This window comes from Extibacter muris, assembly GCF_004345005.1.
Taxonomy (GTDB): domain Bacteria; phylum Bacillota; class Clostridia; order Lachnospirales; family Lachnospiraceae; genus Extibacter; species Extibacter muris.
On the sequence record NZ_SMMX01000097.1, the window covers coordinates 1 to 548 of the forward strand.

Annotated in this window: 1 protein-coding gene; it reads left to right on the forward strand. The window is 50.9% G+C overall.

Annotation, left to right across the window (positions count from 1 at the left end; all coding sequences use genetic code 11):
- Positions 1 to 160: 160 nt before the first annotated feature.
- On the forward strand, positions 161 to 548 hold a 388-nt coding region (locus E1963_RS20055), incomplete at its 3' end, for a hypothetical protein (protein ID WP_207669429.1).

The following is a 548-nucleotide window of genomic DNA, read 5'->3' on the forward strand; positions in this document are numbered from 1 at the left end:
GGGAGGGCGGGGGGGAGGGGGAAAAAGGCGAAGAGAGAAACCGGGGGTAGACAGATTACAAAGAGCTGGGACCGGCAGAAAGCGGAGGGAGAAAGAAAGAGGGGGGGGAGAAGGGAGGGGAGAAAAAGGAGAGGGAAGGGAGAAGGGAGAAGAAGATGATGTGCTCCACAATCGAAAAGGGACGGAGAAAAAGGGAAAGAAGAAGGAAAGAAGAGGAAGAAAGGGAAGAGGAAAGAAGAAGAAGGGAAAGAGGAGAAAGGGAAAGGGGAAGAAGGGAAGGGAGGAAAAGGGGGAGAAGGGAAAAGGGGGGAAAGGAAAGGAGGAAGGAAGAAGGAAGAAGGAAAAAGGAGGGAGGAAGAGGGAAAGAAAAGAAAGGAAAGGAGGAAAGGAGGGAAGAAGGGAGAAAAAAGAAAGAAGGAGGAAGAAGAGGAAGGAGAAAGAAGGAGAAGAAGAGAGGGGAGGGAAAGAGAAAGAAGAGGTGACAACAAGAGAAGGAGAGGAAGGGGAAGGAAAAGGGGAAGAAGAGAGAGGAAAGGGGGAAAGAGGGG